The following is a 26,616-nucleotide window of genomic DNA, read 5'->3' as shown; positions in this document are numbered from 1 at the left end:
GGGGGTGCCCGTGTAGTGCGTGTAGTCGTCCGTGTAGTCCGGGCCTGGGGAGCCGCCCGGCTGTGGTGTGCCGCTGTCCAGGGTGTTGAGGGGGACGGGCGGCGGGGTGACACCGAGAGGGCCGGGGAGGTCCGGCGCGGCGGAACTGTAGGGCGGGGGTGCGACGGTGTCGTCGTTCAGGTCGACGACGGGCGTGTGGGACGGCTGTTTGTGGAAGTCGGCGGGGTTCTTGTAGGGGTTGTCGGGGCCGCCCATCAGGTCGCTGCCGTGCTTGAAGGACAGGAACAGGCCCTTGCCGATGTTGCCGGTGACGACGGAGGACAGGCCGGCCCCGAGGAAGGTGTCGAGGTTGAACTCCCAGGTCCCGTTCAGGATGCCCAGACCGACCAGTTCGGCCAGGGACTCACCCCCGCCCGTGGTGAGGAAGTTGCCCGACTCGTCGACGAAGGTGCGTTTCCACAGGGCGGAGTCCTTGAAGATGTCCACCACCGGCTTCAGGAAGCGGTCGAAGCCGTGGGTGAACACGCCCATCAGGGAACCGATGAACAGGTCCTCGCCGACCTTCTTCCAGTCCAGCTCCGTGCGGCGGCGGCCCTCGGGGTTGAAGGGCGCGGGAATCATCATGGACAGCTGCACCGCGAGCTGGGTCAGGGCCTCCTCAAGCCCTTGATAGACCCCCTCGACGAGAGCACCGAGCATGACCAGGCTGGAGATGCGGCGCATGATGTTCAGACGGGCCAGCGACCTCGCCAAGGCCATCTGGCTGAAGGAGAAACCACCGGTGAAAAAACCCAGAGCGGACAGCGAGGCCAGCGTGGAGGCCAGCAGGAACAACTCGGCGATGATCTCGCGGTGCGCCTCCTCGATGTCCCGGGACAGACCCGCCACCTGCATACCCAGCCGGTCCAGTTCCTCGGTGAACACATCGAGGTAACCAGAACCGCCGATACCGGTGTACTCACCCAGCACCTGACCGAAGCGCTCGGCCACCTCATGCGGCAGAGCATCCTGCAGCTGATGGTGCTGCGCCTCCAACAGGAGAATCTTCATCTCCCGCACCCGGTCGGCGCTCCAGTGCAGCAGCTCGGAGAACTGCAACGTCAGGTCACTGTTGGCTTCCAGAGGACGCTCACCGAGCAGGACGAACATCAAGTCCGCGTACTCAGGGGGAATATAGGCCACCTAGCACACCCCCCCGCGCCCGCCACACCCAGCGGGACAGCACAAAGTGACACAGCGCCATCGCGGCACACGAAGGCAGCGGCAGACCGGGCCGTGCCCCATCACACCGCCGAGCTGGTCCGCCGCCACCGCAGTCTCCCTCGACTCCGAAAACATCCACCGTGTCCTACGAACCGGGACGGGCTCCGGTTCACCTCCGTGCGCGGAGAGTGTCGCGGCTGTCAGCCCTTACGGGTGTCCGGCGTGATGCCGTGGCCGGGGAGGCGGCGGATATCCGCCAGGGCCTGGTCACGGGGCCGCTGCACCTCCACGCTGAGCTGCTGGGCCCGCCACCAGGCAGCTCTCAGACCTCCGAACACCTGCTCCATTGCGGCGGTCACCCCCTCTGGGATGCGGGCCCTCTTCATCTGGTTGGCGTATGGGTCCTTGAGGCCGAAGCACTCGGCAACCTGCTCGTACCGGCGCAGGAACTCCTCCAGGGTCCACTCACCGTGCCGGACCGCGTCTTCGATCTTGTTCTGGGCCAGCCGCTGCGCCTGCAGATCGCTGTGGTACTCACCTTCGCTCATGGTTTCCTCCTGGCTGTCGTCGTGCCGGGGCGCGTTGTCGCGCGCCCGCGGCGTCGGCTTGTGCGTCGTTGTCCGCGGCTGTCAGTCTTCGTCTATCTCGTCGTGCAGGGGCGCGGACTTCCTGCCCCCGGCGGAGGGACGGCCGCCCGAGGTGCCCAGGAGTTTCTCCAGGGTCGCGTCGAACCCCTCCAGTGCCGGCCCTCCCGCCCCGCCCGTCGTCAGTGGCGTGAACGCCTCCATGACCCGCCGGGCCATCCGCTCACGTGCCTTCTCCGCCGTCTCCACCACGGTGGAGGCCAGTTCGGTGGCCTTCATGGTGCGGTACTTGCCGTCCAGGAACGTCAGTCCGGTCAGGTTGCCCTGGGCGCCCACGGTCACCTCGACCGACCGGTCGCGGGAGACGACCGTCTCCACCGCGCCGGACAGCTGCTGCTCGATGCGTGCCGCGGTGGCCTGAGTGGCTCTCAACTGGGCCTCGGCCTGTGCGATCCGTTCTTCCATCGATTCCTGCACCGTGTCCTCCTGGTTCTGCTGTTGCTGGGCTTGTCTGTGCCGGGGGCCTGTCCGTGTCGCCGGCCCGCGGCGGCCGGGGGGTGTCCCACGGCCGGGGTCGTCACCGGCCGATCACGGTGGGGGCGCCGCCCTCGTCGATGCCCCACACGTCCTCGTCCTCCGGCACCCAGGCCGTGCGCTGGCGGTCGCTGTTCTCGTTGCCGTTCTGCTGCGCGGGAGCGCCGCCCATGGGGGGCATCATCGGAGGCATCGCGGACCCGGTGGTTCCGTAGCGCTGGGGGGCGGTGAGCTCGTCCTGGTACACCGTGTTCCCGCTCCGCTGGCCGCCGCGGCCGGTGACGACGTCGCTGTTGAGCACCGACCTGCTGCGTTCACCGGTCGAGTCGTCGCCCGTCCGGGGCGGGGACATCATGCCCGGGGTCATCGGGGAGCTGCCGTGCGGCTGGCCACCCGGCCCGACGGCGTCGAGCGCCGGGGAGGTGGGGCTGGACGGCAGGGCGCTGTAGGCGTCGTACAGCTCCTCCTCGTAGGGATCGCCGTACGACGTGCTCCAGCCGGTGCGGCTGGGCGTGCTGTCGAACGACGGACTGAGGGGGGCGGTGGTGGTGGACCCGTCCGGGTGGACCGTGGTCACCTTGCCCGTGTCGGGGTCGACGATCGTCGACCTGCCGTCGGGGTAGTCGGTGACCACCGAACCGTCCTCGTCGATCGAGGAGACGCTGCCGTCGGGGTTGTGGACCAGGTCGCCCTTGCCCAGCGGATCGGTGTCCGTCCTGCCCTCGGGGCCCCGGGTGGTCACCGTGCCGGCGTCGGGGTCGATGGTGGTGGACGTGCCGTCCGGGTAGGTGACGGTGACGGTGCCGTCCGCGTTGCCGCGGGGAACGCCCTCGCCGAGGCCGCCCGGCAGTTGCGGCGTGTCGGAGACGAGGGGCGGGCGGGAGGGCAGGTCGATGCCGCCGCGGCCGAGTTCCCCGAGCGCCTGGTCGGCCCGTTCCTTGGCCAGGCGTTCCTGGCGTTCGGCTTCGGCCTTGGCTTCCTTCTCGCGGCGTTCCGCCTCGGCTTTGGCCTCCTGTTCGCGGCGGTCGGCTTCGGCCTTGGCCTCGGCCTCCTTGCGGGCGGCTTCCTTCTTCTCCTCCTCGTAGCGGGCGTTGGCCTCGGCTTCGCGGCGGTTCTGTTCGGCCTGCTGGTGTTCGTAGCGCCGTTGTTCCTCGGCGCGCTGTTCCTCGGCCCGGCGCTCGGCCTGGGCCTGTGCCTCGGCCTGTTTGCGTTCCTGCTCGGCGCGCTGGTGCTCCGCCTTGCGTTCCTGCTCCTCGCGCAGCTGGTCGGCCTTGCGTTCGGCTTCGGCCTGCTCGCGTTCCTGCTCCTCGCGCAGCTGGTCGGCCTTGCGTTCGGCCTCGGCCTCCTTGGCGTCGGCCTTCTCCTGCTGCTCCTTCTCCTTCTGCTCGCGCTCCGCCTTCTCCTGCTCGTAGCGCGCCTGCTGCTCCTTCTCCTTCTGCTCCTGCTCCTTGCGTTCCCTTTCGTAGCGGGCCCGGTTCTCCTCCGCCTGACGCAGTGCCAGTGCCTCCTGACGGGCCGCCTGCTCCTTGGCCTCGCGTTCCTGGCGTTCAGCTTCGGCCTTGGCTTCCTTCTCGCGGCGTGCCGCCTCGGCTTTGGCCTCCTGTTCGCGGCGGTCGGCTTCGGCCTTGGCCTCGGCCTCCTTGCGGGCGGCTTCCTCCTTCTCCTCCTCGTAGCGGGCGTTGGCCTCGGCTTCGCGGCGGTTCTGTTCGGCCTGCTGGTGTTCGTAGCGCCGTTGTTCCTCGGCGCGCTGTTCCTCGGCCCGGCGCTCGGCCTGGGCCTGTGCCTCGGCCTGTTTGCGTTCCTGCTCGGCGCGCAACTCCTCGGCTTCCCGCTTGGCCTGGGCCTCCCGGGCGGCGGCTTTCTGCTCCTGTTCCTTCTCCTTCTGATCGCGCTCCTTCTTCTCCTGCTCGTAGCGAGCTTCCTGCTCCTTCTCCCTGCGTTCCTGGTCGGCCTTCTGTTCCTCGTACTGCTTCCTCTGTTCCGCCTTGTCCTTCTCGTGCTGCTCTTTCTGCTCCGCCCTGTCCTTCTCGTACTGGGCCTTCTGCTCCTCCTGTTCCTTCTTGTTGTCCTTCTCGGTCCGCTCCTGCTTGTCCTTGGTGTACTCCTGGTAGAGGTCGTAACTCCCCGTCTTGATCACGGGGAACTCGCCGATGTTGTTCCAGGTGTTGAACACCGCTGCCTTGGCCCTGCGGGCGGTCTCGCCCAGGCTCTGGTCCATGTCCCGTTCCCAGTTGGCGACAGCCTGGTTGGTGATGGCCTTCCAGGTGCTCAGCTCGAACAAGGGCCCGTAGGAGCGTCCGGAGCGGTCGACGGCATGGTCGGAGAAGTGCCCCATGCTGTGCGACACGACGTCGTACTGGGTGATGAGCGCGCCGCCGGGCGTTTGTTCCAATTTCTGCTCGACACTGAAGCCGATGGCCAGCCGGTTGTTGAACGTGACGTGGTGGTCGACCTCGTCGATCAGTTGCTTCAGTGACACCAGCGGATGTCCGTGATCCGGATACCAGAGGCTCCACGCGTTGTACATCTCGGTGGCGGCGGCGCGCAGTTCCTCCTTGGCCGCCTGGAGCTTCTTCGCCTGCACCGAACGGCCGGAGGTGACCCGCAGGGACTCGGAGAACTTCTCGTAGTTGCGGTTCAGGCGGCGGACCAGGTCGTGGAAGACGCCGGCCGCCTGGCCGAGCCAGGCCGAGTGCTCCTTGCCGAGGGAGCCTTCCCAGCGGTCGAGCTGGGCGGCACCCTGGTGGAAGAAGCGTGCCACCCGGTCGAAGGCGTCACTGGCCCGGTCGAACGTGGCGAGGTCGACCTGGTCGGCCGGGAGGACCGCGGCCCCGCTCCACGCGAAGCCCCGCGTCCCGCCCTCCTGGTACAGCAGTCGGTGCAGGGCCAGGCCGGTGCCGTGGATGTACTGGAAGAGCTTGGTGCTGTCCCAGGTGGGGCGGCCGGTCATCCCGGCGTGGTTCTCCAGGTGGCTCTGGAAGGTGCCGCCCTCCCGTACCCCCGGGCCGGTGGGGACGGAGGTGATCTTCTGGCCGGTCGCGGGGTCGACGTGCGTGACGGTGCCCAGGAAGGACAGGCGGGCCGCGTGGTAACCGAGGCCGCTGCCCTCACGCCGGGCGAAGGGGATGACGTAGTCGGTGTTGTCCACCTGCCAGCCGTGGTTCGCCGACTGGAAGTCGCTCTCGCTGATGCGGGTGATCTCCACCTTCAGCATCTTCATGTCGTCGGTGCCCTTCAGCGACTCGAAGATTTCGCTGCGGTCCGGGGCGGGATAGCCGGTGATGGCTGAGACCGTTTCCCTCCACGGGTCCGGCATGCTCCCGGTGGGAGTACTCACGACGTGTCCTTTCCGGCGTCGGAACGGGCGGGCGGCAGGTGGTCACCTCTCGGTGTCGTCGGCGCTGCCAGGCCCGCCGAGGACGTCACTGACGTCCTCCAAGTGCTCCAGGAACTGGCGTCCTTCGATCTTCTCCAGCGACTGGCCCTGGGTTTTGAACAGGACGTCCATGGCGTCCCGCAGGTTTTCCTCGATCGACTTGAACAGGTCGATCTGTTCCCTGACCGTGGCGTCGATCGACTCGGCCGACGTGCGCACACTGTCGTTCAGGTGCTTGCCGGAGAAGGAGTCGTCGTTGGCCAGCCTGCCGATGTTCAGCGGTTTGACCTGGTCCAGGGTGAGGGTGTCGACGGTTCCTCCGAGCAGTACCCACATGGACGGCACACCCGTGCCCGGCTCGTTCTCCAGCAGGCCTTCGAGTTGCTTCCGGAACGGCCCGACCTCCTCGGTGAGGAAGCTCTCCAGCCATTTCCGGTCCAGGCGCACGGTGTTCTTGTCGTCGGGCACGGGAAACTCCTGTCTCGTTCTTCTCTGGCCCCGGCGAACCGGGACGGGAGGCCGGACCTCAGGGGTGCGGCGGGGCCGTACGCGCAGGGCGACCGGCCCCGCCGGCTCGGTCAGCGGGCCCAGACGTCCTGGAACGCCTCGGCCAGCCGCTGCTCGTTGCGCCGGTAGTCGTCGGAGATGTCGACGAGCAGATGGCTGTAGGAGTCCAGCTCCCGCTTCATCGCCCGCACGGACTCGTCCCACTCCGCCTGCTTGGCGGCGTACTGGATGTTGTCGTCACCGACCCAGGACCTGCTCAGCGCGGTGAGTTCCATCTCCAGGTTGTCGAGCACGGTCTCCAGCGCCACGGTCTGGGCCATGATGTTGTCGGCGGCGTTCTGGACGTGGTTGTACTCGATGTGGATGATGCCGTCGGTCTGATCGGACATGTGCCTCTCCTTCTTGTGGGTGCGGCCCGTTCCTCTCCGGGACCGGAGGTGCCGGACACGGTGCCCGGCCGGGTACGGCGCGGCTGGGACGGCCGGTGCCGTCAGGGGTTGAGCGCGGTGGTGATGTAGTCGCTCTGCTGGGAGCGCTCCTGGATCCGTTCCACGTTGGTCGCCTGTCCCTTGGCCTTCTCACCGAGGGCGATGGTCATCTGGTCCTCCAGGGCGCGCAGGGCGCTCTGGATGCGTGCCGCGTGGCCCAGCCACTTGTCGACGAGCTGCTGGAACGCCTGGGCGTCGTCGCCCGCCCAGTGCGGGCCGAGGTCGTACTTCGACCCCTGGACGTCCGCGACGATGCGGCTGATGCCGCTGTCCGCCATGTTGAGGGCGGAGATGCCCGCCCTGAGGTCCTGTGCCCTCGATGCCTGCATTCCGTTGCTGGACATGAACGGTTCCTTTCATCCTGGACGTTGCGCGGCGGCCCGGCCTTGTCCGGGTCGCCGGGCGGTCACCTGACGGTCGGCCGCCCGCTTCTGGCGCCGGGGCCTCAACCGCTCCCCGGGTCCTGTGCGGTGGTCTTGCCGCCGCGGGCGGCGCCGGGTTCGGCGCAGCGTGGGGCGGTGAGCGTGGCGCGGCCCGCGGCGGCGTCGGTCTCGGTCAGGTCGGGACCGGTGGGCAGCATCGACAGCAGCAGGGAGGGCAGCGCGGTCGCCGAGGCCGACGCGTGCCCCAGCGCCTGCAATGCCTTCTCGTCGGGCACCCGGTACTTCAGGCCGCTGTCCGTCACCAGATAGGTGGTGTTGCCCACGTCGACGCCTGCGGCGCCCAGCACCCGCACCAGTGCGCCGCCGCCCGCCGGGACGGTGACACGGTCCACCGGCAGGCAGGCCGCGGCCACGTGCTCCGCGGGTGGCTGCGTGACCGGCCCGAGGGAGTCCTCCCGCACCAGGGACACGCGCACCCGGGTGCCGTCCCGGCCGGGACGGACCTGGACGCACGGTGTCCGGTCCGCGGCCACCGTGGCCGGCCGCGGCGGTGAGGCGGGCAGCCCGGCGCCCGGCCCGGGAGCGGACTTGCCCGGTACGACGTGGCCGCCGATGGCGTCCGCTCTGAGCTGCCGCACCACGACGGTGCCGCCGTCGTAGGCCTTGTCACGGGTGGCGGGATCGCCGAGCAGGAGGGCGGCGGCCGTGTCGGTCAGCGGTACCAGGCCGTCGCGGCGCAGCAGGTGCATCTGGGGGGCCGCGCCGGGCACGGTGATCCGGAAGAGCTGTCCGACTCTTGTCCGTTGGCCGCTGAGGTCCGGTCCGCGTTCGCCCCGGCCGGGTACCGCGACGGGCGTCAGATCGGGGCCGGCCGGGAGCGCGGACAGGAAGGCGGCCGACACCCGCAGGGGGGCGACGGAGCCGTAGCCCAGCGAGGCGGCGGCGCGTGAGCCGGCGTCGAGCCGCAGCCGGCTGCCCCGCCACACCAGGTACGCGGTGCCGTCGGGGGCCTCGACCAGCAGGGCGCGTCCGCCGCCGACGTCCTGGCCGGCGGCGTCGGAGGCGACCGCGAGCGTGGTCGTGGTCTCCTGCTTGTCGCTGGTGCCGGCCGGTGTGACGGTGGGGCGTGAGCACACCAGCCACGGGTCGGTCGACAGGTCGTCGGGTTTCGGGAGGGCGTCGGGGGCACCGGGGATTCCCACGGGCGGCCCGTGGGGGGTGTCGCGCAGGGAGCCGCTGCCGACCGCGGTGGTCTTCATCTCGGCGCCGAGCAGCAGGCGGGCGGAGGCGTGGTTGCGTACCGGCCGGAGCCGTCCGTCCAGGTAGAGGTAGCGCGAACCGATGTCCCGGTCGACGACCAGGGTTCCCGCGGCGCGCCAGGAGTCCTTGACACCGGGTTTGATCAGTCCGAAGACGAAGGCGCCGGCGCAGATGAGCACCGTCACCACCACACCGATGGCCGTGCCGCGGTTGGTGCGGCCCTGCGGGCTCTCGGGGGCGTCGGGATCGGCTCGGAGCATGCTGGAGGTCAGTCGCCCCATCACGAAGAGATGAGCCTGGACCTGGTCGCGTTTGGTCTGCATCGTCGTGTGGTCCCCCGGTCATCCCTTGATCGAGCGCAGCACGCCGTAGACGCCGAGCACCCACATGGCCAGGGGCAGCAGGCTGATGGCCGCCAGGGAATGCAGCAGTTCGGCGGCGCGCCCCCAGTAGGGCACCAGTCGGCGTCCGGGCACTGTCCATGAGGCGATGGCGAGGCCGGCGGCCCCCGCCACTAGTCCGGCGACCAGCAGCAGCCGGCCGCCGGAGGCGGAGTCCCAGGCCGAGCCGAGTGCCAGCAGCACCACGCCGCCGGCGCCGGGCACCGTCAGGGACAGCCGCTGCCAGACGTTGCCCAGGACGCGGGCGTGCAGCAGCAGGAGCAGGGACAGCGTCACCGCCGTGAGGGTCATCGCCAGGTCGGGCTGCAGCAGCAGACCCGTCAGGCAGGCCGCACAGATGGCTCCGACCGCCGCGTACAGGGCGGTCATCCAGCTGTCGGCCAGCACCGCGCGGGCGGCGACCTCCTCGCTGGCGTGCGGCTCGATGTTCTCCTGCAGCTGTGCGGCGTTGGTGGGCAGGGGAGGCATGCGCAGTCCGGCCAGCCGGAATGCCAGGGAGGGGACGAAGGCGCCGAAGACCACCGCCACCAGCGCCATGATGCCCGCGCAGTGCGCGGGCGACAGGTCCGCCAGGAGCATGAGTGCCCCGGTGAGGGCGCCGCTGGCGGCCACCACGCAGACGCCCAGGAAGAGCGCCGGGTAGGCGGCCACCGCTGCCAGGGCCAGGACGGCGGCGCCTGCGGCGGCGGCCGAGGCGGCCAGCAGCCTGGCTCCGGCCACCTCCCACGCCTGGTCGCCCTCGATCGTGCCGCCGGGCAGCAGCCAGCCCGCGAGGACCAGACAGGGCACGGCCATGGTTCCCAGGGCCGCGCCCGCGCCCGCGTCGCCCACCGCGCGGCTGGCCGATCCGGCTCCCGCGACCAGCAACAGGCCGACCACGGTGGCGGCCAGCGCCCGTATGGACGCCGAGCCGCCACCGGGCAGGGCGAGGACCACCGTGCCGGCTGCGAGCGCGGACACCGCCAGGCCCAGCAGCATCCTGCGACTGGCTCCGGAGGACCATCCGTACCGGTGCTCCCGCATGGTGGTGGCGATGCCGTCCACGAGGTCGTCCAGGTGGATGTCGGGCAGGGTCTCGGCGCGGGGGCGCAGATGGAGGGTGGCTCCGTCGCGTACGTCCAGGCTCCTGAGTGTCGATTCCTCGTCGAGGGGCCGCTCGCCCAAGCGCTGGAGCACCCACCCGCCGTGGTCGGCGCCGGCTTCCGCCGTCTCCTGCCCGCAGTAGCCCAGCAGGGCGGGCAGGAGGTCGGCCACGGGGGTGTCGGCGGGTACCGCGAGGTCGATGCTCCTGGTGGGAGCGCACACGGTGAGGTGGCACAGTGCCGCCGCCTGACTGTCGCTCATGTGACCCGGTCCACGCCTTCCTTGTGACTGATCGAGTGTTGTGTTGCTTTTGAGGTTTATGCGTACTATCTGACGGTGTCGTCGGCTTCTGCTATCGGCGACGTCCGGTGTTCGTCACCGCTTCTACGTGGAGGCCGCAGCTCCGGTTCGAGCAAAGGCAGCCGGTTTTGCGGAAGTTCCCGTCAACCGCCGACGGGCGCCCGCCCGCCTTTTCACCCCCGCGCCCCCGCCGCAGTCCGGGCCGTGCACCCGCGCCCGGACGCTCACCACGTCCGTGAAGGAGTCGTCCCGTTGAGCGTGGTCCTCTTCCGTAGACCCGCCCGCCGCCGCGGGCCCGACATGCCCGAGGGTGAACTCAGCCTCCAGGAACCGCCCACACTGCCGGAGCTGGTGCCCGATTCGTCGGCGGTGTGGAACTACCTGCCGATGGCGCTGATGTCGGTGTCGATGATGTTGATGTTCATCAGGCCGGGCGCGGTCGGCGGCTTCATGTACCTGGCCATCGGCATGATGGTCCTCTCGGCGGCCGCCATGATGCTCGGTCAGGTCATGCGGCGCGCCGGTGAGCGCAAGCAGAAGCTGAAGGGCGAACGCCGCGACTACCTGCGCTACCTGGGCCAGATCAGGCGCAAGGTGCGCGGGGCCGTCGCCGACCAGCAGCGGGCCCTGGCCTGGCGGCATCCTGAACCCGTCGCGCTCATCACCACGGTCGGCACCTCACGGCTGTGGGAACGCCGAGTCACCGACGAGGACTTCGGCGAGGTACGGCTGGCGGTCGGCGAGCAGAAACTGGGCCTGCGGCTGGCACCGTTGTCGACCAGTCCGGTGGAGGACCTGGAGCCGCTGAGCGCGCACGCCCTGCGCAGTTTCATCCGGGCGTACTCCACCGTGCCCGGCCAGCCCATCGCCCTGTATCTGCGCACCTGGGCCCGCATCCTGCTGCGCGGCGAGGAGGACGACGTCCGTCACCTGGTCCGCGCGATGCTGGCGCAGCTAGCGGTCTTCCACTCCCCGGACGATCTGTGGATCGCGCTGTGCGTGTCCGACGAACGGCGCCGGGAGTGGGAGTGGACCAAGTGGCTGCCGCACGTGCTGCACCGTGAGCAGGAGGACGGGGCCGGCCCCGCCCGGATGGTCGTCTCGGCACTGGGGGAGCTGGAAAACCTGCTGGGTGCCGAGTTCGCCGAACGGCCCCCGTTCGAGCCCGACACCGTACCGGGGCCCGAGGAGCCCCTCACTGTCATCGTCCTGGACGGCGTCAGCGTCCCCTCCGGGCACCGGCTGGACGGGCACGGCTTCCGCAACGCGGTCGTCCTGGATCTGGACCAGTCGCTGACCTGGCGGCCGGGCCGCACCACCCTGCGGCTGGAGGTCGCCCCGAACGGCGTCAGCCTGGTGCGCACCGACCGCGACCGCAAGGAGCAGCGCACCCTGCTCGGGCGCCCCGACGCCCTCGGTCCGGTCGCCGCCCGCGCGCTGGGCAAGGCCCTGGCGCCCTACCGGCTGAGCCTGGGCGCTGAGTCGGCACAGCCCATGGCCAAGGACGTGGAGCTGACCCGGCTGCTGGGCATCGTCGACCTGCACCGCCACGACCCCGTGACGCTGTGGGAACAGCACACGGGCAGCTCCCGGCTGCGGGTGCCCATAGCCGTCGACACCGAGGGCCGCCCGGTGGAGCTGGACATCAAGGAGTCGGCGCAGGGCGGCACCGGCCCGCACGGCATGCTCATCGGCGCCACCGGCTCCGGCAAGAGCGAACTGCTGCGCACCCTGGTTCTGGCACTCGCCCTGACCAACTCCTCCGAGACCCTCAACTTCGTCCTCGTCGACTTCAAGGGCGGCGCCACCTTCCTGGGCCTGGACGAGTTGCCCCACACCTCGGCGGTGATCACCAACCTGGCCGACGAGGTCGCCCTGGTCGCCCGCATGCAGGACGCCCTGCACGGCGAACTGATCCGTCGTCAGGAACTGCTGCGCGCCGCCGGCAACTACACCTCCGCCCTGGAGTACGAGAAGGCCCGCGCCGCGGGCACCCCTCTGGAACCGCTGCCCAGCCTGTTCGTGGTCGTCGACGAGTTCAGCGAACTGCTCGCGGCGCACCGCGAGTTCATGGAACTGTTCGTCATGATCGGCCGTCTCGGCCGTTCACTGGGCGTCCACCTGCTGCTGGCCTCGCAGCGCCTGGACGAGGGCCGCATCCACCAGTTGGAGAGCCACCTGTCCTACCGGATCGGCCTGCGGACCTTCTCCGCCATGGAGAGCCGCGGTGTCCTCGGCGTGCCCGACGCCTACCAGTTGCCCCCGCAGCCCGGCAGCGGCTACCTCAAGAGCGGCGTGGAGGCGCTGACCCGATTCCGCGCCGCCTACGTCTCCGGCGCCCACCGCCGCAGCTCGGACAGCGGCCACCGGGCGCGGGTGGCCAGCCAGGTGGTGCCCTGGAGCACCGACTGGGTGGTGCCCCGGGCCCTGCCGGACCAGGAGGAGGGAGAGCCCGCGCCCGACCCGCAGGGGGCCCCGGAGGCGGAGAGCGGCGAGACGCTGCTGTCGGTGGCGGTGGACCGACTGCGCCACGCCGGACCGCCGGCGCACCAGGTGTGGCTGCCGCCGCTGGAGGAGTCTCCGTCCCTGGATCAGTTGCTGCCGCCACTCGTCCCCGACCCGCGCTACGGACTGAGCATCGTCGACTCGCCGCTGAGGGGCCGGTTGACCGTACCCGTCGGCATCGTCGACAAGCCCTTCGAGCAGCTGCGCGAGCTGCTGACGGTGGACCTGTCGGGGGCCGGCGGACACGTCGCCGTCGCGGGAGGCCCGCAGAGCGGCAAGAGCACCCTGGTCCGGACGCTGGTCACGGCCCTCGCCCTGACCCACACCCCGCGCGAGGTGCAGTTCTACTGCCTGGACTTCGGCGGCGGCACCCTGGCCGGTCTGGCCGGGCTGCCGCACGTGGCCGGGGTCGCGCCCCGGCTGGACGCCGAGCGCGTGGGCCGCACCGTCGCCGAGGTCAACACACTCCTGGAACACCGGGAGAAGTTCTTCCTCGCCCACGGCATCGACTCCATGCCCAGCTACCGCCGTCGCCGGGCGGCCGGAGAGTTCGCCGACGAGCCCCACGGGGACGTCTTCCTGGTCATCGACGGCTGGTCGACCGTCCGCCAGGACTTCGACCAGCACATCCCCGCCTTCAACGCACTGGCCACCCGCGGTCTGAACTACGGCATCCATCTGATCACCACCACCGCACGCTGGGTGGAACTGACCTCCGCGGTGCGCGACCAGGCCGCCACCCACCTCGAGCTGCGCATGGGAGACCCGATGGACTCCCAGTTCACCTCGCGGCGGGCCGCGGCCGTTCCCCGCAGTCCCGGCCGTGGCCTGACCCAGGACCAGCTGCACTACCTCGCCGCGCTGCCCCGCATCGACGGCGCGGACGGCACCGACGACCTCTCCGAGGGGGTCGCCTCCCTGGTAGCCGCGGTCGCCGAAAGCTGGACCGGCCCGCCCGCCCCGCCGCTGCGGATGCTGCCCGCCGTCCTGCCGGTCGCGGACCTGGACGCGCCCACCGGTGACTTCAAGGTCGCGCTGGGACTGGAGGAGGAACGGCTCGACACGGTATGGCACGACTTCTCCGAAACCCCGCACCTGGTCGTGATCGGTGACACCGAGAGCGGCAAGACCAACCTCCTGCGGCTGCTCACCCGGGCCATCACCGAGCGCTACACGCCCGACGAGGCCCGCATCATGGTCGTGGACTACCGCAGGACCCTGGTGGAGGCCGTCCCCGAGGAGTACCGCCTGGGCCACGCGGTGGCCACGGACGGACTGAGGGAACTCATCGTGGGCGTGGACCGGGCGGTGCGCGCGAGGACACCCGGGCCAGACATCGCCCCGGCCCGGATGAAACGGTGCGACTGGTGGCAGGGGCCCCGGCTGTTCATCCTCGTCGACGACTACGACATGGTCGGCGGCGGGCCGTCCAGCCAGCCCCTGGCGCCGATCGTCGACCACCTGGCCATGGGCTGGGAGGTCGGCGTGCACCTGGTCGTGACCCGCGCCGCCAGTGGGGCCGCCCGCGGCATGGGGGAGATGGTCATGCGACGGCTGATGGAGATCAACACGCCCGCCCTGCAACTGTCCTGCCCGCCTTCGGAGGGCTACGTGTTCAGCGGACTCAAGGGCCGCATACTGGCCCCGGGGCGCGCCTTCCACATCGCCCGCCGCAAGACCGTGCAGATGCAGACCGGACTGGTCGAGGAGCCGGCCGGCGACGCCGGGTCATGACCCCGCCCCGGCATCCGCAGCGGTCCCGGCCCCGCCGGGACCGCCCTGCCCCGGTCCGGCCCCGTCCTCCTCGCCCCGGCCCGTCACGCCCGGCCCGCCCCGGCCGGTAGCGGGCGTGAACGTGCGGCCGGGGCCGGCCGGGGGGACTGCCACGCTGTGGGACGGCTGCGGCCCGCCGGGGGCCGGCCCCCTCAGGTAGTCGCCTGCGGCCGGCCCGCGCCGTCCGGCCCGCCGGGGCGCCAGCCCCGGGCCCGCCCCCGGGGTATGACGACCGCTGCCCCCGCCACCAGCACCAGCAACCCGCTCACCGCGGCCGCCACCGTCAGTGACCGGTTCCGGGGCGTCTCGGAGGGCGGGGCGGTCACCTTCACCGGCGGGACGGCGGGTGCCCCGGCCGGCGCGGCCGGGTCGATGGCGGCCAGCGCCGCGTACGGGTCCAGGAGCGGAATGTCGGCGGGATAGCCGTAGGCCACCAGACGCCGGGAGACCTCGACCGCGCTCAGCTCTGGATGGTAGGCGCGCAGCAGGGCCGCGGACCCCGCCACGTGGGCCGCCGCGAACGAGGGGCCCGAGCCGATGAAGTGGCCTCCGCGCGGACCCGTGCTGACCACCAGTCCGCCCGGGGCCGCCAGGTCGGCGGAGAACACCGGCACCGCGTCCTCGGGCCGGGTGCCGCCGGGTCCGTGGTCGACGACGGAGAGCACCCGGGGGGCGAAAGCGGGCCAGTACGGGCGCGGCCGGGCGCCGTCTTGCTCGGGCGGCGTGTCGGGCGCGGCCGGTGCGATCACCAGTGCGTCGCGGCTCGCGGCGTGGGCGACGGCCTCGGTCAGCTGCTGCCGGCCGTCGGCCAGGGCGCTCCCGACATAGATCACACCGGCACCCTGGTCGGCTGCGGAGCGGATACCTTGGGCCACCCGCTCCGCCGACGGCGTCCCGCGCTCGTCGGTGCCGCGTACGGCCAGCAGACGCACCTGAGGTGCCAGGCCGGCCACTCCGACGCCCTCGGTGCGGGCCGCGGCGACGAGCCCGGCCGCGAAGGTGCCGTGCCCGACACAGTCACGGGCCGCGTCGCCGAGCGCGGTGACCCGGCCGGCCAGCGCTCTGACGTCCGCGTCGACGCCGGTGTCCACGACGGCCACGGTGATGCCCTGTCCCTGGGAGAGATCCCACAGCCGGTCGAGGCCGAGTGACCGGCGGGACCAGGGCACCCGGTCGGTGGTCACCTCCGACGCGCCCGTGCATGGCCGGCCGTCCTTCAAAGCCGAGGGAATGCGGGGCAGGCTCACGACAGGGTCGCTGCCGGACGAGGCAGGCGGGGCGGCGGGCGCTCGCGCGCCGGCGGAGGGGGCGAGGACGGTGCTCAGCGCCACGGCGGGCGCGACCATGGACACGGCCACCCTGGAGATCAGGCGGAGGCGGGGCGATGTGGACACGCCCTGCACAACGTCCGGTGCGGGGCGGGAGGTTCACTGCGGGCGGACACGGGTCGGGCGTGGTCGGGGCGCACCCTCCCCACCGGCACGGCGGGGTGTTCACCGGTTCCGCCGCCGTGGGCGCAGGCACCGCTGCGGCGCCGGTCCGGTCCGGCACGCCGAGCAGGTCAGGGCCGGTCCGCCCGCAGCCGGTCCGGGGGGTCGGCGGGCCCGCCGTGTCCAGGCGCCTCCGCTTCGGCGCGCGGTTCCCGGTGCGGCCCCCGCCGTTCGGGTGAGGACGTGAGGGCGGCCCCCCGGGCTCCGACCCGATCGTCCCGGTTCCCCGAGGGCTTCGCGTCACCTCGCGCCGACTGCGCTCCTGCATGGCCCGGGAGGTGAACCGGCCCCTGCGGACCCGCGTTGTGCGTGGGGGCGTACCGACCGCCCCGCGGCGACCGGTTGGGGCAGAACCGGGCCGGGTCTGGCCCAGGTGGCCGCGCACTTCTCCGTTGGAGGGCAGCAATGAAAGTCAGACAGAAGGCGATGACGGCACTGGCGGTCACCGCGATCCTGGCCGGCAGCGCTGCCGGGGCGCACCTGCTCGCCTCCCCGCCGGTGCAGGCCGCGGCGAGCGCGCCGGACACCGTCCCGCTGCTGCTCAAGAACCGCTCAGGGCTCGGCGAGCGGGTCTACGTGTACGTCCTGGGTACCTCGCTTAGCACGGGCCGTCAGGGCTACGCCGACGCGAAGGGCGTCTTTCACCCCTGGCCTGCTGCCGGGGCCACCCCCGTCCCCGCACCCGATGTGGCGATCGCCGGCCCCGGGCACGGCCACAGCCTGATGCTGAAGCTGCCCAAGCTGTCCGGTCGGGTGTACTTCTCCTACGGCCGCAAGCTGGACTTCCGGCTCACCGGCGACGGGTTGGTGCAGCCCGCGCCCCAGAACCCTTCCGACCCGAACCGGGACACGCTGTTCAACTGGGCCGAGTACACGCTCAACGACTCCGGGCTGTGGCTCAACAGCACCCAGGTCGACATGGTCTCCGCCCCCTACGCCGTCGGCCTGATGCGCTCCGACGGCAGCGTCGTACGCACCGGCCGCCTCGAGCCCGGCGGTTATCACGCCTTCTTCGAGGACCTGCGCAGCCGCCCGGGCGGCTGGCGTGGTCTGGTGCAGACGCGTTCCGACGGCACCGTGCTGCGGGCCCTGTCACCCGGTCACGGCGTCACCTCGGGCGCGTTGCCCGCCGACATCACGGACGACTACGTGAACCGCGTATGGGAGAAGTACACCGGTTCCACGCTCACCGTGGCGCCCTTCTCCGACCGTCCACAGGTGAAGTACCACGGCCGGGTCTCCGGTGACACCATGAACTTCACCGATGACTCCGGGCAGTTCGTGACGGCGTTCAAGAAGCCCGACGCCGACTCCGTCTTCAACTGCCACAAGCACCTCGACGCCCCCAACGACCCGGTGCGCGGCCCGATCTCGCGGACCCTGTGCGCCGGTTACAACCGCGGCACGCTGCTCGACGGAAACGTCGAGCCCGACTCGCCGTCGGCCGCCACCGCCGAGACCGGCACGAACCTCTACGCGCGCAACCTCCACGCCCACATGGCCGACGGCAAGGCCTACGCCTTCGCCTTCGACGACGTCGGCCACCAGGAGCCCTTGGTGCACGACGCCGACCCGAGGAGGGCCTACCTCACGCTCGACCCGTTCAGCTGACCCCGCCCGCCCTGCCGCCGACCCGGTCCGAGGGCTGCCCCTCGGACCGGGCCGTACGCACCGGAGCGGCCCGCGTCCACAGCAGGCCCACTCCCGCGACCGCGGGGTCCCTCAGCAGGCGTCCGTCAGCAGGAGCCCGCCAGTGACGGCGCCCGCCACTGGTACTTGGCCGGCTTGTCCACGGAGGAGCGGGCCGAGGCACTGACGGTGCCGTCGTTCCAGCCCGTGACGTACTCGCCGAAGGGCTTGCTGACCAGCGTGACGGCACAGCCGGACCGGGAGACGGTCCACTTCTGACCGGTGTCCTTCACGGTGCAACTGGAGACGTACAGCTGGGTGCCGTCGGTGTCCAGGCAGCGGTTGGCCGCGGTGTCCTTGAGCAGGTACGTGCCGTCGCCCACCTCGTAACGCTGCCAGGGCGAAGCACCGCAGGAGCCCTGGCCCACCACCCGGGTGGACAGCTTGACCAGGCACTTCCCGGTGTGTGCGTTGGTCATTCGGTGCGTGCCGGGCAGCCATTCACCCTGGGCGGGACGGGGAGGTGAGGTCGTCTCGGACTCGGTGTAGCTTTCCGCGGGCTCTTGCTTCGTGGTGTTCTTGGCTTCCTCCACACCGCCGGTGCCGGTGTCGGTGGCGGTGCTGGTATGGGCGTCGGTGACGGTGTCCGTGTCACGATCCTTGGCCCCTTCGTCGGTGCCGTCGCCCCCGGTGGCGACAGGCTTGGCCCCGGGGACGCCTGCCAGGACCGGCTTTGTCCCCGTCCAGTCCTTGTCCTTGTTCTGCTCCTTCTCCTTGTCCTTGGCATCGGGCTCGACGGTGGGCGGGGCCGCGGCGAAGCCGCTGCCGTCCTCCCTCCCGTCGATGCCCGTCAGCAGCGTGTCCTGGCCCGCCTCGGCGGACGTACCACGCTGATCGTCGTCACCGCCCGCGAAAAGCAGCGGCACGCCCAGCAGTACCGCTCCGACCAGTGCCGCCGCCGCCAGCATCGGCTTGCGAGGCCGGCCGAACCCGGCCAGCGTCCGGCCGGCCGCGTCGGGCGGCTCGGCCACGCCCGACGCGGCCGTGGCCGGGGCGACCGCCACATCGGCCTCTGGCTCCGCGGCGGCCTCTCGGCGTGCCGTGGTACGGGTTTCCGCGCCGCCCCTCGTCTCGGACGCAGCGCCGGCGGCTGTGTCGTCGGCTTCCGTTCGGCTACCGGGGCGGCCTTCGGCCCGGTTCTCCGCCCGGCTCCCGGCACTGTGCCGCTCGGCCGCCTCCCGCGACAGCGTCGGCCGGCGCCAGCCGCGCTGACGGGTCGAGGGTTCCTGGGTCCGCTCCTCCTCGGCCCGCTGCGGCTCCTCCGCCGCGCCGGCCGCGCCGGCCGCTTCGGTACGCCCGCGGCGGGCGACCAGCGAGTCCAGCGCCGTGCCCGGGTCACCCGTCACGGCGGGCAGGGTCGCCGCTTGCCGTACGGACATCCGTCCGGGGCGCTGCCGCCCCTCGGTGTCCGCAGCGCCGGCCGGGCCCGGGGCGGAACTGGTGCGTCGTGAATAACCCTGCCGGGAGTGTCCGGTGGATGATTCGTCCCCCACACTTCCTCCTCAGTGGTCGAGACGGCCCGTATGGCCGTCCTTCTCACTACGAGATGAGGTGGATCCGGTTCACTGCGGGTGCCGTGAGCTTCGCCCACCGGCAACCCGCCCCCGCATCCGGGGTGACTTGTCGCCTCGGCCATGACCGGCGTGGTGCCCCCCGGCTTTCCCATGCGTGTCCTCAGCGACCAGAGCGACTCTGAGACTGAGGTGGGCCGACCGGTGCGGGCCGACCGAGGGGAAACCTCCGGAGGTGCGGTGGCGCGTGAGCGCACGCCGTGCCCCCAACTCCGTCTGTTTTTTGGGGGGAGTCGGCTGTCCTGGACAGGCTGCCGTGAACCGCTTCAACCTGCACGACGTTCCTGCTACGGACATTCGATTCCGAACGAGCGAGTGAGGAAGATCTACGTGCGCAGGATTCTCTCGGCCCTGGCCGTGTGCGGTGGGCTGGCGGCGACCACGGTCGTGGCCCAGCCCGCGCAGGCGGCGGACCGGTGGCCGCACCGCCTCCAGAACGTCGCCACCTACCAGTGCCTGGCCGCTACCACGAACCGGCAGGTCTATCAGGCCCCGTGCGGCGACGGGCCGGCGACCGTGCTCAACCGATGGATGATCGACGTGGAGTCCGGGACCAACCAGCGCGTGCGGCACGTGTACACCGACAAGTGCCTCGACACCGATGGCACCAAGGTCTACGTGTCCACCTGCAGCGCTGCCGACCCCGGGCAGAAGTGGGACCAGATGGAGCGCGGGGCCCGCTGGCGCGCCTTCAACGGCGAGTTCCTCACCGCGTGGAACGCCGGTCCGGTGACCGTGGCCGACCTGGAGGAGATGGACAACTTCGAAAAGGGCAAGTGGGGTCTGCTGTCCTGACGCACCTGGTGGCCCGGTTGCGGCACAAGCGTCCGCGGGGAGCGGGCACTCGCGCCGAACAAGCGGTGTGGACGTGCACCGCGGCATCGGCCCTACGCGGCAACGTGTCCAGCACGGACCATGGCGACCCCGCACGTCGCCGGCGCCGCCGCGCTGCTGGCCCAGCGCCACCCCGACTGGGACGGCGAGCGCATCAGGTCCGCCCTGACCACCTCCGCCGAACCCGGCCCCTACAGCTCGTTTCATCAGGGCACCGGCCGCGTCGACGTGAACCGTGCGATGGCCCAGAGCGTCATCGCCGACCAGGCACGGCTCAACTTCGGCCTGCAACAGTGGCCGCACCACGACGACGAGCGGGTGACCAAGGAGCTGACCTACCGCAACACCGGCACGCGGCCCGTCGACCTCGCCCTCTCCGTGGACGCCCGCGCTGTCGACGGCACGTCCACACCCGAGGGCATGTTCACGGTGTCACCGGCGCGGCTGACCGTACCGGCGGGTGGCACGGCGACAGCCGAAGTGACCGCGGACACGCGCCTGGGCACCACGGACGGCGCGTTCGGAGGCTCCGTCGCCGCCGCGTCCGCCGACGGCTCGGTGCGTGTGCGCACCGCTGTCGGTGTCGAACGCGAGAAGGAGGCCTACGACCTGACCGTCCGCCATGTCGACGAGAACGGCCGTCCCACGGGTGACGGTGTCACCTCCGTCGCGCGACACGATCGCCCACTCGGCGCAGAGCTGGCCGATGAGACGGACGGCGAGAGCACGGTCCGGCTCCCGGCGGGCGACTATTCACTCGCTGGAGTGATCCACCCCGGCGGCGACACCAACGCGTTCATCGTCCAGCCCAGACTGCGGCTCGGCGCCGACACCGTCGTCGACGTCGATGCCCGCGCCGCCCGCCCGGTCCGCATCTCCCTGCCGGACGCCGACACGGCCGCCAGGTCGGCCAGCCTCACGCTGATGCCCGACCCCGCCACAGGGCGGTCCAAGGGCTGGCAGCACGTGTCGATGTCCGACTTCGACGGTGTCACCGTCGGACAGCTCGGACCCCGGCTGCACGAGGACGAGGCGCTGCTGCGGTACGCCGGCGAGTGGACGCGTACCGACAGCTGGGGTAAACCGGTCTCCTACCACCTGGCGTACGACCGCACCGGCGACCTCGCCGGCTTCACCACCGAGGTGCGACGGGACCAGTTGGCCAGGGTCATTTTCTCCGCCCCCGCCGTCACCAGCGGCCAGCGCATGCAGCGCGCGGTTATGCCGGAGGCGATCGGCGACGGCCTGAGGTTCGGCCGCTCCACCGAATTCGCCCTGCCGACGCAAACCACGGACTACGTCCTCGACAGTGGCATCCGCTGGCTCGTCACGGGCGCCGTGAGGGACAGTGCCGCGGACCCCGCGTCCGAGAGCAGTCTGCTGATGTACCCCCGGACGTGGAAGGCGGGACACACCTACGTCGAACGTTTCAACGGCGCCGTCTTCGGCCCGGGCCTTTCGGAGGCGCCGGAGGACCTGATGGGGCTGCTTTGGGCCGGGGCCACGCGCAGAGGCAACTTCGTGCGGGCCTATCTGCCGCTGTACAAGGATGGCGCAGGACACCACGGACAAAGCCAGCACTCGGTCAGCAGCACCCTTCACGTCGACGGCAAGGAGATCAAGGACCTCTACGGCGTGCCCGCGTCCGAGGGCACCGACTACGAGGTCCCCGCCGAGGCCGGTACCTACGAGCTGGCCCTGGACAGCACCCGGGACCCGGCGTACTTCCCGGTCAGCACCCGGGTGTCGGCCCGGTGGACGTTCCGTTCGGCCGAGACGCCCGAGGACCGGTGGAGCGTGCTGCCGCTGTCCACCGTCCGCTTCACGCCGGAGCTGGGCGCGTCCGGCGCGGCGCCGGCCGGCGCGCGGTTCAGCGTGCCCTACGTCATCGAGGGCGCGGCGTCCGACCGTGCGCCGCGGGCGTTGACCTTCGACGTCTCCTACGACGAGGGCGCCACCTGGCAGTCCGTCCCGGCCGGGGACGGTGGCCACCTGTCCCTCACCCACCCGGAGAAGGAGGGGTCGGTCTCGCTGCGGGTCCACTTGACCGACGCCGACGGCAACAGCGTCGTGCAGACCATCGAAAGGGCCTATCTCACGGCGCGCTGAGCGGCGCCGGAGGAGTAGCCGGTGGCCTGTCCTGAACCGCTTTCCTCACCCGTCCGTTGATCTGGGGCACAGGCTGAGGAGTGGATTATGGACAGGTCTCGACTACAGGAGCACAAGCTCTTTCGCATCAAGCAGGACCTGACCGTCATGGTCAACCGGTACGAGGTGACACGGGAGGGCGGCGACGGCGGCGATGCCGACGTCGTCGCCTACGCCGAACAGAACTGGAGATCCTTCAAGGAGCAGGTCACCTTCTTCACCGACCGCACCAAGTCGCAGGTCCTGTTCACATTCAAGGCGCGCTCCGTGCTGGACGTCGCAGGCACCTACGACGTCCTGGACGAAGCGGGCAAGCCCATCGGCACGTTCAACAAGAAGTTCGCCGCCTCGCTGCTGCGCTCGACGTGGGGGGTCACGCAGGAGGACGGCGCGCCGCCGCTGACCGGCCGGGAGCGCAGCGTCTTCGTCGCGCTGCTCAGGCGTGTGTGGAGCGCGGTGCCGTTCGTGGAAGTGCTGCCGTTCGCATGGCCCTACCACTTTGACTTCAGTTCCGACGGCGGTGAGCGTGCGATGCGCGTCGACAAGAACTTCGGGGTGCGCGACAGCTACGTCCTGGACATCGAGTCCCCCGCGCTCGACCGCAGGCTCGCCATCGCCCAGGCCGTGGCCCTGGACGCTCTGCAGGAACGCTGAGCCCGCCCCTGCCGGGGCACGCGGGCCGGACGGTCGGTGGCCGGGTCCGCCCATCGCCGCGTAGGAGGGTGGAGCCGTATGTGAACCGGTTCGGGCGGCAGACCGTTGGCAGCGGTGACATCGCTCCCGCGGGAGTTCCGCCTCGTGTGAGGACAGCCATCTTGCCCATAGACCATTCCCACTGGATGAGCGCCTTGGTCATCGGCGCGGTCGCTGTCGTCGGCTTCGCCAGGGGGCGATGGACCGGACCCCCGTGGCTGATCCTGGTGGGCGCCGTCCTGGGCTGGCCGGTCGGGTTCCTGACGGTGCGAGCCACCGGCGAGTCGGGACTGCTCACGTATGCCTTTCCCGTCGCCTGCGGCATGCTCCTCACCACCCTGATCAGTCCGCTGTACCACCGCCGCACGGGCATCGGTGCCACGGAGTCCGAGAAGGTCCGGCGCTGACATCTTCCTGACACGAGCCTGGCACTGCGCCGGGCATGCGCACGGGCAGAGGCCGCCGTACCGCACAGCTCGTCGCTGCGCCTCGTACGATCCCGGGGACGCGGTCTTCCACCTCCGCGGCGGGCTAGCCGTGATGGAGCATGCGGCCGACAGCAACCGCGCACAGTGGCCCGAAGGCGTCACGGTGCGGGCGGTGCTGCCCCTGGCACCCGTGTACAACGTCGGTGGCTCCGGCATCCTGTTCAGCATTCAGTGGTCACCGCGCAGCGGCTGGGCGAACGCCACCGACGACGCCCGGACGTGGGGCCGCCCCGCGCAGCGTCAGTGCGCGACCGGTGACCACCGCGGCGCGCGTCAGCGGACGGTGCCGGAGCGGCGACGGGTCGCCCTCGCGTGCACGAGCGTCTTCTTCCGTCGGCATCTGATGGACGATGTCCGCTTCGACGCCGTGCTGACGGGCCGGCAGGGTCGGCGGGGCCGCGTCCGTCGCTCCGTTCTGCCGACGGCTTGTCGCGCGCGCCGTGAACCGTGAACCGCTGCTGCTCGTAGGGCTGGTGAGGCCGACCCTCGTGCCTACGCGTGATGCCGTCGGCCTTGTACCTGTCATGCATGAATCACCCCACCATTCTTTGAGGATCTTCATGAACCGTTCGCGACGACGCTTGGCACTGTCCCGGCGTACGACGCTGAAGGCGGCGGCGGTCACTGCGGCCTCGGCCTCGCTGCTGACCGCCGGCGCGGTCACCGGCTCGGCGGTCGAGAGCACCCCGCGTGCCGAGCGCAGCAGCCTGAACTACGTCGCCCTCGGAGACTCCTACGCCTCCGGTATGGGCCTCGGCAGTCCCACGAACGCCGACTGCAACCGCTCCTCGCGCGCCTACCCCGTGAAACTGAAGGAGCTCGCCAACACGACGTCCTTCAAGAACGTCACCTGCTCGGGGGCGACCACCCGCTCGCTGTGGAACACGGAAGGCTCCCAGCCTCCGCAGATCAACGCGCTGAGCAAGGACACCGACCTGGTCACGGTGACCCTCGGCGGCAACGACGTGGGTTTCGCCGAGGTGATGATCACCTGCGCGCTGACCAACGACTGCCAGAACATCTACAAGAGCGGCGGCACCGACCAGCTCAAGGACCGCATCAACAAGCTGGCGCCGCGCATCAAGTCGATGGTCACCGACATCAAGCGGCACAGCCCCAAGGCGAAGGTCATGGTGGTCGGCTACCCGAAGCTCTTCCCGAGCTCGAACGAGAGCCACACGTGTTCCTCCAGCTACCCGCTGTCCAGGGCTGAGATGTCCTACCTCGACGGCGTCAACGTCGAACTCAACCGGCAGATCGCGCAGCAGACGCGCGCCGCGGGCGGCGAGTTCGTCGACATGTACACCCGCTTCAAGGGTCACGACATGTGCCAGACGCTGGACAAGCGGTACATCAACCCCGTCTCCACGGACTCCGGCAGCGTTCACCCCAACGCCGCCGGGCACAAGGTGATGGCGGAGGACACCTACCTCAACCTCTGGTTCTGACCCCGCTCGCGTCGGGGCGGTGACCCCGGCATGGCATGCCGCAGACGCCGTCCTCTGCCCCCGTCCGCAAGGAGGGGGGCAGGGGACGGCCCTGTGTCACCCGCGGGGGAAGGTCGGAGCCGTGGCTACCGCTCCGCCCCGGCAAGGACGCGGCTGTCCGTCGTCGCCCGGTGCGGTGCCATCACTGAACCAAAGCGGGCAAACGCACGTTCCCAGTGACGTGAGAAGCGCCGACATGGGCGCTTTGCGACTGCCCGAAGGAACGTCATGACTGTCGTCTTCGTCCACGGAGTACCCGAATCCGCAAGTCTCTGGGACCGTCTCAGGACACACATCCCGGGTGACTCCGTCGCGCTGAGCCTCCCCGGATTCGGCACCCCCCGCCCGGACGGTTTCACCGCCACGAAGGACGAGTACGTGGCGTGGCTGGAGGACGAACTGCTGGCCATGAAGGAACCGGTCCATCTGGTCGGACACGACTGGGGAGCCGTGCTGGTCGCCCGTGTCGCCGGCCGCGGCGCCGTGCCGCTGCGCAGCTGGGCCATCGACGTGGCGGGAATCTGCCACCCGGACTACGAGTGGCACGTCCTCGCCCAGACCTGGCAGAAGGAACAGGTCGGCGAGGCATGGCTGACCGGCACGCTCGAAGCGGCTGGTCAGGACAGCCCGCTGAATCCGACGACGCAGCTCGTGCAGGCGGGCATGCCGCCGACGGACGCCGCCGAGGCGGCCGAGGTCTTCGACGAGACGATGGGCACCTGCATCCTCGATCTCTACCGCTCGGCGCTGCCCAACCCGTACGCCGCCTGGGGTACCGAGTGGACGTCCCCGACCAAGGCGCCCGGCCTGGTCCTCAGGCCGACCGAGGACCCCTTCGACACTCCTGCCGGCGAAGACGTCGCCGACCGGCTGGGTGCCCGGACCGCGTCATTGATCGGTCTGGGGCACTGGTGGATGCTGGAGGACTCCGAGCAGGCCGCCACGGTCCTGAAGACGTTCTGGCAGACCACTCACTGAACCTGCGGGCTCCGGCCCGCCTCCCCATGGTCCCGTCCGCGCACCGCGCCGCATCACCAGGAGTCTCCCGTGTACCGCATCGCCTTGCACAGCCCCGCAGACGCTCCTGAGCCGTGCCGCCAAGCGCTGTCCGCCCTGGCTCAGCCGGACGGTGGGTACTGAACACCTACGGGCACATGGCCGCGTCGCCCGGCGTGCTGCACGGGTACCTCGCCCTGCGCGCGGCCGTCGACCAGTACGCGACGCTCGACACGTGCGTCCAGGAAGCGATCGCCCTGGCCGTCTCGAACGAGAACGGGTGCGGCTGCGACGAGGCCGCCCACACGACGGCGGCAAGCCGGGCGGGCCTCGACAGTGAGGACATCCTCAGCATCCGCCGAGGAGACACCGCCTTCGACCCCGCACTCCGAGCGCTGCTGAGGGTCGTGCGCCAGATGGTCAGCAACGTCGGCGTCGTCACTGACGTGGCCTGGAAGGCGGCACAGGCGGCACAGGCGGCAGGCTGGAGCGAGGCGCAGCTGGCCGAGCTGCCTCTGCACGTGGCTCTGCACACCTACACGAGCACCTTGAACCGCTGGGCCGGCACCGAGGTGGACTTCCCCCTGTTCCCGACGTCTGACCTGACCGAGCGCCCGTCGGCCTTGCTCGCTGCCCCCCTTCGCATCCCTCGCTTCCTTGCTTCGCTGGAGTTCGAACCGATGTGCCGTCGCTCTCGTAGCCAGTACCTGGGAGGCTGCAACGCCACGGATCCTGCGGCCCGGGCAGTGCGGCACCTCGGTACGACGTCCGTGGGGGTGCGGAGTGTCGCTCTCGAAGCTATTCGAGCGACCTCAGTTTAGAG

21 protein-coding genes are annotated in these 26,616 nt (G+C 70.8%); 10 read left to right on the top strand and 11 right to left on the bottom strand.

What is annotated here, in order from left to right:
- The 9 genes from KUM32_RS18275 to eccD all read right to left on the bottom strand — a co-directional run.
- A partial coding sequence (locus KUM32_RS18275; RefSeq protein ID WP_217142988.1) for a hypothetical protein occupies positions 1-1,182 on the bottom strand: 1,182 nt, incomplete at its 3' end.
- 221 nt (positions 1,183-1,403) lie between these two features.
- Positions 1,404-1,751, bottom strand: a complete 348-nt coding sequence (locus KUM32_RS18270; RefSeq protein WP_217142987.1) for a hypothetical protein — start codon at positions 1,749-1,751, stop codon at positions 1,404-1,406.
- An 81-nt stretch (positions 1,752-1,832) separates the two neighbouring features.
- Entirely contained in the window at positions 1,833-2,252 is a 420-nt protein-coding gene (locus KUM32_RS18265; RefSeq protein ID WP_217142986.1) for a YbaB/EbfC family nucleoid-associated protein, read from the bottom strand.
- A 112-nt stretch (positions 2,253-2,364) separates the two neighbouring features.
- On the bottom strand, positions 2,365-5,658 hold the full coding sequence (locus KUM32_RS44725; RefSeq protein WP_217142985.1) for an AAWKG family protein: 3,294 nt from the start codon (positions 5,656-5,658) through the stop codon (positions 2,365-2,367).
- 42 nt (positions 5,659-5,700) lie between these two features.
- The gene (locus KUM32_RS18255) at positions 5,701-6,165 is read right to left on the bottom strand and encodes a type VII secretion system-associated protein (protein ID WP_217142984.1); all 465 of its coding nucleotides are present in this window, start codon (positions 6,163-6,165) and stop codon (positions 5,701-5,703) included.
- A gap of 110 nt (positions 6,166-6,275) precedes the next feature.
- On the bottom strand, positions 6,276-6,593 hold the full coding sequence (locus KUM32_RS18250; RefSeq protein ID WP_217142983.1) for a WXG100 family type VII secretion target: 318 nt from the start codon (positions 6,591-6,593) through the stop codon (positions 6,276-6,278).
- A gap of 101 nt (positions 6,594-6,694) precedes the next feature.
- Positions 6,695-7,036 carry a WXG100 family type VII secretion target gene (locus KUM32_RS18245; RefSeq protein ID WP_217142982.1) on the bottom strand — a complete coding sequence of 114 codons (342 nt, stop codon included), beginning with the start codon at positions 7,034-7,036 and terminating at the stop codon, positions 6,695-6,697.
- A 101-nt stretch (positions 7,037-7,137) separates the two neighbouring features.
- Positions 7,138-8,658, bottom strand: a complete 1,521-nt coding sequence (gene eccB, locus KUM32_RS18240) for a type VII secretion protein EccB (protein WP_217142981.1) — start codon at positions 8,656-8,658, stop codon at positions 7,138-7,140.
- A gap of 18 nt (positions 8,659-8,676) precedes the next feature.
- On the bottom strand, positions 8,677-10,080 hold the full coding sequence (gene eccD / locus KUM32_RS18235; protein ID WP_217142980.1) for a type VII secretion integral membrane protein EccD: 1,404 nt from the start codon (positions 10,078-10,080) through the stop codon (positions 8,677-8,679).
- Between the two features lie 297 nt (positions 10,081-10,377).
- On the opposite strand from eccD, the gene eccCa reads away from it, so the two are divergent.
- The gene (gene eccCa / locus KUM32_RS18230) at positions 10,378-14,358 is read left to right on the top strand and encodes a type VII secretion protein EccCa (protein WP_217142990.1); all 3,981 of its coding nucleotides are present in this window, start codon (positions 10,378-10,380) and stop codon (positions 14,356-14,358) included.
- 191 nt (positions 14,359-14,549) lie between these two features.
- On the opposite strand, the gene KUM32_RS18225 is transcribed toward eccCa, so the two are convergent.
- Positions 14,550-15,743, bottom strand: coding sequence for a S8 family serine peptidase (locus KUM32_RS18225; protein ID WP_217142979.1), 1,194 nt, complete (start codon positions 15,741-15,743; stop codon positions 14,550-14,552).
- A gap of 549 nt (positions 15,744-16,292) precedes the next feature.
- On the opposite strand from KUM32_RS18225, the gene KUM32_RS18220 reads away from it, so the two are divergent.
- Positions 16,293-17,498 (top strand): beta-1,3-glucanase family protein, encoded by a 1,206-nt coding sequence (locus KUM32_RS18220; protein WP_217142978.1) that lies wholly within the window; start codon positions 16,293-16,295, stop codon positions 17,496-17,498.
- A gap of 125 nt (positions 17,499-17,623) precedes the next feature.
- Here the strand turns inward: KUM32_RS18220 and KUM32_RS18215 are convergent, their stop codons facing one another.
- Complete coding sequence (locus tag KUM32_RS18215; RefSeq protein WP_217142977.1) at positions 17,624-18,922, bottom strand: RICIN domain-containing protein; 1,299 nt, start codon at positions 18,920-18,922, stop codon at positions 17,624-17,626.
- A 555-nt stretch (positions 18,923-19,477) separates the two neighbouring features.
- Here KUM32_RS18215 and KUM32_RS18210 point away from each other — a divergent pair.
- The 8 genes from KUM32_RS18210 (at position 19,478) to KUM32_RS18175 (ending at position 26,614) form a co-directional block, all read left to right on the top strand.
- A complete protein-coding gene (locus tag KUM32_RS18210; protein ID WP_217142976.1) occupies positions 19,478-19,942 on the top strand; it encodes a ricin-type beta-trefoil lectin domain protein in 465 nt (154 codons plus the stop codon).
- Between the two features lie 120 nt (positions 19,943-20,062).
- On the top strand, positions 20,063-22,090 hold the full coding sequence (locus KUM32_RS18205; protein ID WP_217142975.1) for a S8 family serine peptidase: 2,028 nt from the start codon (positions 20,063-20,065) through the stop codon (positions 22,088-22,090).
- An 87-nt stretch (positions 22,091-22,177) separates the two neighbouring features.
- The gene (locus tag KUM32_RS18200; RefSeq protein ID WP_217142974.1) at positions 22,178-22,783 is read left to right on the top strand and encodes a hypothetical protein; all 606 of its coding nucleotides are present in this window, start codon (positions 22,178-22,180) and stop codon (positions 22,781-22,783) included.
- A gap of 185 nt (positions 22,784-22,968) precedes the next feature.
- Positions 22,969-23,229 (top strand): hypothetical protein, encoded by a 261-nt coding sequence (locus tag KUM32_RS18195; protein ID WP_217142973.1) that lies wholly within the window; start codon positions 22,969-22,971, stop codon positions 23,227-23,229.
- 133 nt (positions 23,230-23,362) lie between these two features.
- Positions 23,363-23,761 (top strand): hypothetical protein, encoded by a 399-nt coding sequence (locus tag KUM32_RS18190; RefSeq protein WP_217142972.1) that lies wholly within the window; start codon positions 23,363-23,365, stop codon positions 23,759-23,761.
- A gap of 109 nt (positions 23,762-23,870) precedes the next feature.
- Entirely contained in the window at positions 23,871-24,758 is an 888-nt protein-coding gene (locus tag KUM32_RS18185; RefSeq protein ID WP_217142971.1) for an SGNH/GDSL hydrolase family protein, read from the top strand.
- 267 nt (positions 24,759-25,025) lie between these two features.
- Positions 25,026-25,775, top strand: coding sequence for an alpha/beta fold hydrolase (locus KUM32_RS18180; protein WP_217142970.1), 750 nt, complete (start codon positions 25,026-25,028; stop codon positions 25,773-25,775).
- A 176-nt stretch (positions 25,776-25,951) separates the two neighbouring features.
- Positions 25,952-26,614, top strand: coding sequence for a carboxymuconolactone decarboxylase family protein (locus KUM32_RS18175; protein WP_217142969.1), 663 nt, complete (start codon positions 25,952-25,954; stop codon positions 26,612-26,614).
- The last annotated feature ends 2 nt before the right edge of the window (positions 26,615-26,616 follow it).

Source organism: Streptomyces sp. AC627_RSS907 (assembly GCF_019049165.1).
This window is presented reverse-complemented; position numbering and strand designations above follow the sequence as displayed.

What these genes read in the sequence shown, in the direction of transcription:
- KUM32_RS18270 (WP_217142987.1), bottom strand. Translation starts at nt 1,751, where the DNA reads ATGAGCGAAGGTGAGTACCACAGCGATCTGCAGGCGCAGCGGCTGGCC.
- KUM32_RS18265 (WP_217142986.1), bottom strand. Translation starts at nt 2,252, where the DNA reads ATGGAAGAACGGATCGCACAGGCCGAGGCCCAGTTGAGAGCCACTCAG.
- KUM32_RS18250 (WP_217142983.1), bottom strand. Translation starts at nt 6,593, where the DNA reads ATGTCCGATCAGACCGACGGCATCATCCACATCGAGTACAACCACGTC.
- KUM32_RS18245 (WP_217142982.1), bottom strand. Translation starts at nt 7,036, where the DNA reads ATGTCCAGCAACGGAATGCAGGCATCGAGGGCACAGGACCTCAGGGCG.
- eccB (WP_217142981.1), bottom strand. Translation starts at nt 8,658, where the DNA reads ATGCAGACCAAACGCGACCAGGTCCAGGCTCATCTCTTCGTGATGGGG.
- eccD (WP_217142980.1), bottom strand. Translation starts at nt 10,080, where the DNA reads ATGAGCGACAGTCAGGCGGCGGCACTGTGCCACCTCACCGTGTGCGCT.
- KUM32_RS18225 (WP_217142979.1), bottom strand. Translation starts at nt 15,743, where the DNA reads ATGGTCGCGCCCGCCGTGGCGCTGAGCACCGTCCTCGCCCCCTCCGCC.
- KUM32_RS18220 (WP_217142978.1), top strand. Translation starts at nt 16,293, where the DNA reads ATGAAAGTCAGACAGAAGGCGATGACGGCACTGGCGGTCACCGCGATC.
- KUM32_RS18205 (WP_217142975.1), top strand. Translation starts at nt 20,063, where the DNA reads ATGGCGACCCCGCACGTCGCCGGCGCCGCCGCGCTGCTGGCCCAGCGC.
- KUM32_RS18200 (WP_217142974.1), top strand. Translation starts at nt 22,178, where the DNA reads ATGGACAGGTCTCGACTACAGGAGCACAAGCTCTTTCGCATCAAGCAG.
- KUM32_RS18195 (WP_217142973.1), top strand. Translation starts at nt 22,969, where the DNA reads ATGAGCGCCTTGGTCATCGGCGCGGTCGCTGTCGTCGGCTTCGCCAGG.
- KUM32_RS18190 (WP_217142972.1), top strand. Translation starts at nt 23,363, where the DNA reads ATGGAGCATGCGGCCGACAGCAACCGCGCACAGTGGCCCGAAGGCGTC.
- KUM32_RS18185 (WP_217142971.1), top strand. Translation starts at nt 23,871, where the DNA reads ATGAACCGTTCGCGACGACGCTTGGCACTGTCCCGGCGTACGACGCTG.
- KUM32_RS18180 (WP_217142970.1), top strand. Translation starts at nt 25,026, where the DNA reads ATGACTGTCGTCTTCGTCCACGGAGTACCCGAATCCGCAAGTCTCTGG.
- KUM32_RS18175 (WP_217142969.1), top strand. Translation starts at nt 25,952, where the DNA reads ATGGCCGCGTCGCCCGGCGTGCTGCACGGGTACCTCGCCCTGCGCGCG.